We start from the raw sequence: 6,288 nt of genomic DNA, 5'->3' as shown, positions 1-6,288 counted from the left end.
GGTTATGTATCTCAATTATATTCTTGTTTACTCTTAAATTTTCTTTTTAATGCTTCTGATATTGTTCCGGTATGTAGTTCTGATTAATGAAATACAAATTACCTTTTGTACGGGTACACGCTACATAAAATTTACTTAAAGTTTGAGACGCTAGATCAGATAAATGATCAGGATATTTTTTTAATGTTGTTGGATTAAGAACAACACATACGTCTGAAAAACTTAATCCTTTTACATTTCCCCAATTATCTGCTTTAAGCGAATACCTTTTTGAATTTTGGTAAAAGAGCTTTATAACTTTGTCATTCTTTAAAATAGACTTTATACTTTCCAAATCCGTTAAAAACTCTATTTTTGTTTCATCCTCTCGGTGTGACTCCATATTTATACCCAACTTTTCTTTTACAAACTTGCTCACACTTTTGGAACATCGGTGACTTGCAATAAGTTTTTCAGTATCAAAATAAAACCCCTGTTTTTCAAACTGTTTTTTATAACTTTCATAACTTGCGAATACCCCCTTACCTTTTTTTCCTCGTCGACTAGACGCAAAAGTTGATTGGTGAAAATCACCTACTAATGTTACTGGAATCTTCAAATCACTTAAACTTAGCATCCAATCAAGATCATCCGCAGTTAGATCTTGAGCTTCATCAATATACAGATGATCAAAGAATCGATTGATTCGTTGTAAGTAGGGAACTTTTTCTTTTATTAAAAATCTAGATAGCTGATTAGAGTAAATTCGTCCATCACTATGGTGATATCCCTTTAAATAAGATGAAGGACGATCAAAGCATATACCATTCACTAGATAATTTGTTTGTAGTGGTCTGTAGCAAAAACTATATAAAAACTCAAATAAACCAAAAACGTGAATATTATTTGGAAAATATCCAAACTTTCCAATAATGTTCCTTCTTAACTGTTCTTGGTTTGCTTGAGTGTATGTTATCAATGCAGCTCGTTCTTCTAAATTTAACTGTTCTAATAGAAAAGTAGTCTTTCCAGCTCCAGCCACTGCCTGAATCATAATCTTATCCATTTATATGCCTCTTTTATATGGGATGGTATTTCAAACTCTTTATCCAATTCACATTTCTCTAATAACCTTAAAATTCGAAATGCTGCCTCTGCTTTATTAGATAACATGTATGATAATACACCATTCCTCATCTGATCATTTTTAAGATGTTTATCTAAAAATGCTTCATTGTGTTTATAAATCGATACTTCAAGGGTGTATTCTTGTGATTCTTTATTTGCAAAAACTTTAATGTTGTCACTTACATATTCTCTATATGACTCTTCGATATTCTTTCTATAATCTCTATCATTATCTGTAATTACAGCAACTTTTTTATTTATCTTCTGGGCTATTTTAAGATATCTTTTAAAAGAAAGTCCTCCGACTGAGATCATTGCAATTCCATCTTCATACATTTCCTTTCCTATATATTTTTTATAAAAAGAATCAAGTAAGATATACTCTGTATTTCCTTCAACAAGAATAACTTTATTTGATAGAATAAAATTTAAAACGTTATTGTCTGGACTTTTTTGAAAAAAGTGAGATGTTTCTTCGTCTAAATCATTTAATTTGGTACTCTTGCCATCTCCAAGAAAAATAGCATTCTGCAAATCTAATCGGGTCGCAATCATATTGCTGTGAGTGGCTATAAAGATTTGCTTTTCTTCAGTTTCATCAACCTTTTTAATTAAGCGATGCATATTTAAATAGCTTAAATGATTCTCAGGTTCCTCAATTAAAATAATATTAGTATCTTGTTTTGTACGTGATAACGCAAAGTCAATATTAAAAAACATACTGTCACCACGACCCAAATTTGCAATATCTATATCTTTTTTTTGAATTGTCAGACTCTCTTCTAACGCTTTCCCTTTATGAGCATTTAATTTTAACTGATACTCTGAATTTTCCTCTGACCTCAATAATTCTTTAGAAAACTGATGGCTACGCTCCCTAAACTGATGTTGCAATTTTGCTCTTTCTTCCGACTTCTTTACTCTTTTATAATAATCCTCAATAAACTTTTGTGTAGCATGCTTTGAATTAACTTTAGCAGAGTCGATTGTGGCATAGCGTAAATAACGATTGTAGCTAGTATAAGATCCCCCATCAAAAGTTTTAAACTCAACTTTATAATAGTCAAATGGAAAAACTTCACTATGACTTAGCGTTTCTGCAATCTCACTCGCGTAATCATCATTAGGCGAGATTCTCATTTTAAGTCCACTTAGCTCATCTTTTTCCGAATTGTGTTTACCTACTAATTTAAACTGATGCTCGTTCTCAGCAATAAACAATTCGACTTCTAAAACAGGTAAATTCTCGTAATTCTTTTCTCCATCTAAGTACTCTTTAATTACCTCTACATTAAACAAGGACTGAATTCCTTCACTTTCAACACCACGATCATTAGCTCCTAACACATAACTGATAGCTTCTAAAATAGACGTCTTACCTGCTCCGTTTTCACCGATTAAAATATTTATTAATGGATTAAATTTTACTTCGAGATTTTTAAATTGTTTATAGTTCTTAATTTTTATTTTTTCTATGTACAAATTCTCCCTCTCCTTAAATAAATAATTTATATAATATGATACCATATATCCCCTAATAATCTATGATATGTTAAACACAATTTGATATCAGAAAATCTCAGTTCAAAAGCACCGCAATAGTGGTAAAAGGGATATAAAAAGTGCATAAGAAAAACCCGTCACAAACAATTATGTGACGGGTTTTTTACTCTATTAACCAATAGACCCTTCCATCTCAAACTTAATCAACCGGTTCATCTCAACCGCGTATTCCATCGGCAGTTCTTTTGTGAATGGCTCGATAAAGCCCATGACGATCATTTCCGTCGCTTCTTCTTCGGAAATGCCGCGGCTCATCAAGTAGAAGAGCTGCTCTTCAGATACTTTTGAAACTTTCGCTTCGTGCTCCAATGAAATGTTGTCGTTTAAGATTTCATTGTAAGGAATCGTATCTGAAGTTGATTTGTTGTCCATGATCAGCGTGTCGCATTCGATGTTTGAGCGGGCGCCTTCCGCTTTGCGTCCGAAGTGGACGATTCCGCGGTATGTGACTTTTCCGCCTTGTTTTGAGATCGATTTTGACACGATCGTTGATGACGTATTCGGCGCAAGGTGGATCATTTTCGCACCCGCGTCCTGATGCTGGCCTTTGCCTGCAAGAGCGATAGAAAGCGTCATGCCGCGCGCGCCTTCGCCTTTCAGGATGACGGCAGGGTATTTCATCGTCAGCTTGGAACCGATGTTTCCGTCGATCCATTCCATCGTCGCGTTTGCTTCACAAACAGCGCGTTTTGTAACGAGGTTAAAGACGTTGTTCGCCCAGTTTTGGATCGTCGTATAGCGGCAGTAGCCGCCTTCTTTGACGATAATTTCAACGACCGCGCTGTGAAGCGAGTTCGTCGTGTAGACAGGTGCAGTACATCCTTCGACATAATGAACGTGCGCGCCTTCATCGACGATGATCAGCGTCCGTTCGAACTGCCCCATGTTTTCAGAGTTGATCCGGAAATATGCTTGCAGCGGGGTATCCACTTTTACGCCCTTCGGCACGTAAATGAATGATCCTCCTGACCAAACCGCTGAGTTAAGCGCCGCAAATTTGTTGTCTGTCGGCGGAATGACTTTTGCCCAGTGTTCGCGGAAAATGTCCTCGTTCTCCTTAAGGGCGCTGTCCGTATCTTTAAAGATGATTCCTTGAGACTCAAGGTCTTCTTTCATGTTGTGGTACACGACTTCTGATTCATATTGCGCGGAAACCCCGGCCAAATACTTTTGTTCAGCTTCAGGGATGCCCAGCTTGTCAAACGTTTCTTTGATTTCTGCCGGCACTTCGTCCCATGATCTTTCTGAACGCTCGGAAGGTTTTACATAGTACGTAATTTCGTCAAAGTTCAAAGAGTTTAAATCTCCGCCCCATTGAGGCATTGGCATGTTATAGAAATGTTCAAGAGATTTCAGGCGGAAATCGAGCATCCACTCCGGCTCTTCTTTCATGCGTGAAATTTCTTCAACGATTTCTTTTGTCAGTCCCCGCTCTGAACGGAAAATGGAAACGTCTTTGTCGGCAAAGCCGTATTTATATTCGCCGATATCCGGCATTTTTTTAGCCATCCATTTTCACTCCAATCTTATTCATTATCGCTTTCATCTTTGGCAACGCCTTTTTCGAGGGCTTTCCATGAAAGGGTTGCACATTTGATTCGGGCTGGAAACTTTGATACGCCTTGAAGGGCTTCGATGTCGCCCAGATCGATCGTATCGTCATAGTCCTTGCCCTGCATCATGTCTGAAAAGATATGTGACATCTGAAGGGCTGTCTCCACGTCTTTTCCTTTGATCGCCTGCGTCATCATTGAAGCGGACGCCATGGAAATGGAGCAGCCTTCACCTTCAAATTTTGCATCTTCTACTTTATCGTCCGTAATCTTCATCGTCAGCCTGATTCGGTCACCGCATGTCGGATTGTTCATGTCAACGACGATGCTGTCGTTTAAAACCCCTTTATTTCTCGGGTTTTTGTAGTGATCCATAATCACCTGCCGGTACAGTGTATCCAAGTTCACATTAAAAGACATTTGTGAAATACTCCTTTGTCTTCTGAAGAGCTGCAATCAGTTTGTCGATATCTTCTTCTGTATTATACAGATAAAAGCTTGCTCTTGCAGTAGCGGAAACATTCAGCCATTTCATCAAAGGCTGTGCGCAATGGTGGCCGGCTCTGACTGCGACTCCTTCCGCATCCAGCACGGTTGCGACATCGTGCGGATGGACGTCTTCGATGTTGAATGTCACAAGGCCTGCGCGGTGTTCGGGTCCGTAGACAGTCGCGCCTTCCAGCTCTTTAAAACGATCGAGCGCATATGAAGCCAGGCGGTGTTCGTGTTCTGAAATGGCGTCAAGCCCGATTTCTTCCAGGAAGTCAATCGCCGCTCCCAATCCGATCGCACCCGCGATAATCGGGGTGCCCGCTTCGAATTTCCAAGGGAGCTCCTTCCAGGTTGATTCGTAAAGATCGACAAAATCGATCATCTCTCCGCCGAATTCCGCCGGTTCCATGTTTTCGAGCAAAGCTTTCTTTCCATACAGTACCCCAATTCCGGTCGGACCACACATTTTGTGGGCGGAAAAGGTGAAGAAATCGCAGTCCAGATCCTGTACGTCGATTTTCAGATGCGGCGTGCTCTGCGCGCCGTCAACGACCATTACTGCACCGTTTTCATGGGCGATCTTTGCGATTTCTTTAATCGGGTTAATCGTCCCGAGAACGTTTGACACGTGTGCGCAAGATACGATTTTCGTGTTGGCGGTCACCGTTTTTCTGACATCGTCCAATGAAATGGTGCCGTCTTCCTGAAGCGGAATGTACTTCAGTTCTGCGCCGGTCGCTTTCGCCGCCTGCTGCCAAGGAATGATGTTGGCATGATGCTCCATCGGCGTAATCACGATCTCGTCGCCCGGCTTGAGATTGGCGCGGGCATAGCTTAGCGCAATTGTGTTCAGGCCTGTTGTCGTGCCCCGCGTAAAAATAATTTCCTGCATCGATTTCGCGTTGATAAACTTCCTGACCTTCTCACGTGCTCCTTCATATCCATCGGTAGCTCTCGTACCCAGTGTATGAACGCCGCGATGGACATTAGAATTATAAGATTTGTAATACTGATCGAGCGCGTCTATGACGGCACGCGGCTTTTGCGATGTAGCCGCGCTGTCCAGATAGACGAGGTCGTGCCCATTGACTTGTTGGTGGAGAATCGGAAACTGTTCGCGAATATCTTTGACATTCATTATTTTACTTTCCTTTCAATCACGGAGACGAGCTGTTTCTTCACGCCTTCGATCGGAAGTTCGTTGACGACCGGTGCAAGGAATCCGTAGATGACGAGACGCTCTGCTTCTTCTTTCGGAATCCCTCGGCTCATTAAATAGTAGAGCTGAACCGGGTCGACGCGGCCGACAGATGCAGCATGGCCGGCGGTAACGTCATCTTCATCGATTAAAAGAATCGGGTTCGCGTCGCCGCGCGCTTTTTCGCTCAGCATAAGGACGCGTGATTCCTGCTCCGCATTTGATTTAGACGCGCCGTGTTCGATTTTTCCGATGCCGTTGAAGATCGAAGATGCGGAATCCTTCATGACGCCGTGCTTTAAGATATAGCCTTCTGAATGCTTTCCGTGGTGAATGATTTGCGTCGTAAAGTTTTGAGTCTGCTCTCCTCTGCCG

General features: G+C 40.9%; 6 protein-coding genes. All 6 read right to left on the bottom strand.

The annotated features are described in order from the left end of the window. Nucleotides 1-46: 46 nt before the first annotated feature. Nucleotides 47-1,045, bottom strand: a complete 999-nt coding sequence (locus V7126_RS15175) for an RNA helicase (RefSeq protein WP_175075405.1) — start codon at nucleotides 1,043-1,045, stop codon at nucleotides 47-49. Continuing rightward, entirely contained in the window at nucleotides 1,030-2,589 is a 1,560-nt protein-coding gene (locus V7126_RS15170; protein WP_175075406.1) for an ATP-dependent nuclease, read from the bottom strand. Before V7126_RS15170 ends, V7126_RS15175 begins: the two co-directional genes overlap by 16 nt. Before the next feature lie 192 nt (nucleotides 2,590-2,781). Then, nucleotides 2,782-4,179: a Fe-S cluster assembly protein SufB gene (sufB, locus tag V7126_RS15165; RefSeq protein ID WP_046130191.1), complete on the bottom strand. Its 1,398-nt coding sequence runs from the start codon at nucleotides 4,177-4,179 to the stop codon at nucleotides 2,782-2,784. A gap of 17 nt (nucleotides 4,180-4,196) precedes the next feature. After that, entirely contained in the window at nucleotides 4,197-4,643 is a 447-nt protein-coding gene (gene sufU, locus V7126_RS15160; protein WP_175075439.1) for a Fe-S cluster assembly sulfur transfer protein SufU, read from the bottom strand. Beyond that, nucleotides 4,633-5,853, bottom strand: a complete 1,221-nt coding sequence (gene sufS, locus V7126_RS15155) for a cysteine desulfurase SufS (protein ID WP_175075440.1) — start codon at nucleotides 5,851-5,853, stop codon at nucleotides 4,633-4,635. The genes sufU and sufS overlap by 11 nt, the downstream gene beginning before the upstream one ends. Further along, the coding region (locus V7126_RS15150) for a SufD family Fe-S cluster assembly protein (RefSeq protein WP_335497698.1) at nucleotides 5,853-6,288 on the bottom strand (436 nt) is incomplete at its 5' end. The genes sufS and V7126_RS15150, both read right to left, overlap by 1 nt.

The organism is Bacillus sp. JJ675, from assembly GCF_036963165.1.
GTDB classification, from domain to species: Bacteria; Bacillota; Bacilli; order Bacillales; family Bacillaceae; genus Bacillus; species Bacillus glycinifermentans.
Note: the sequence above shows the minus strand (reverse complement) of the source record. Positions and strands in the feature narration are given on the sequence as shown.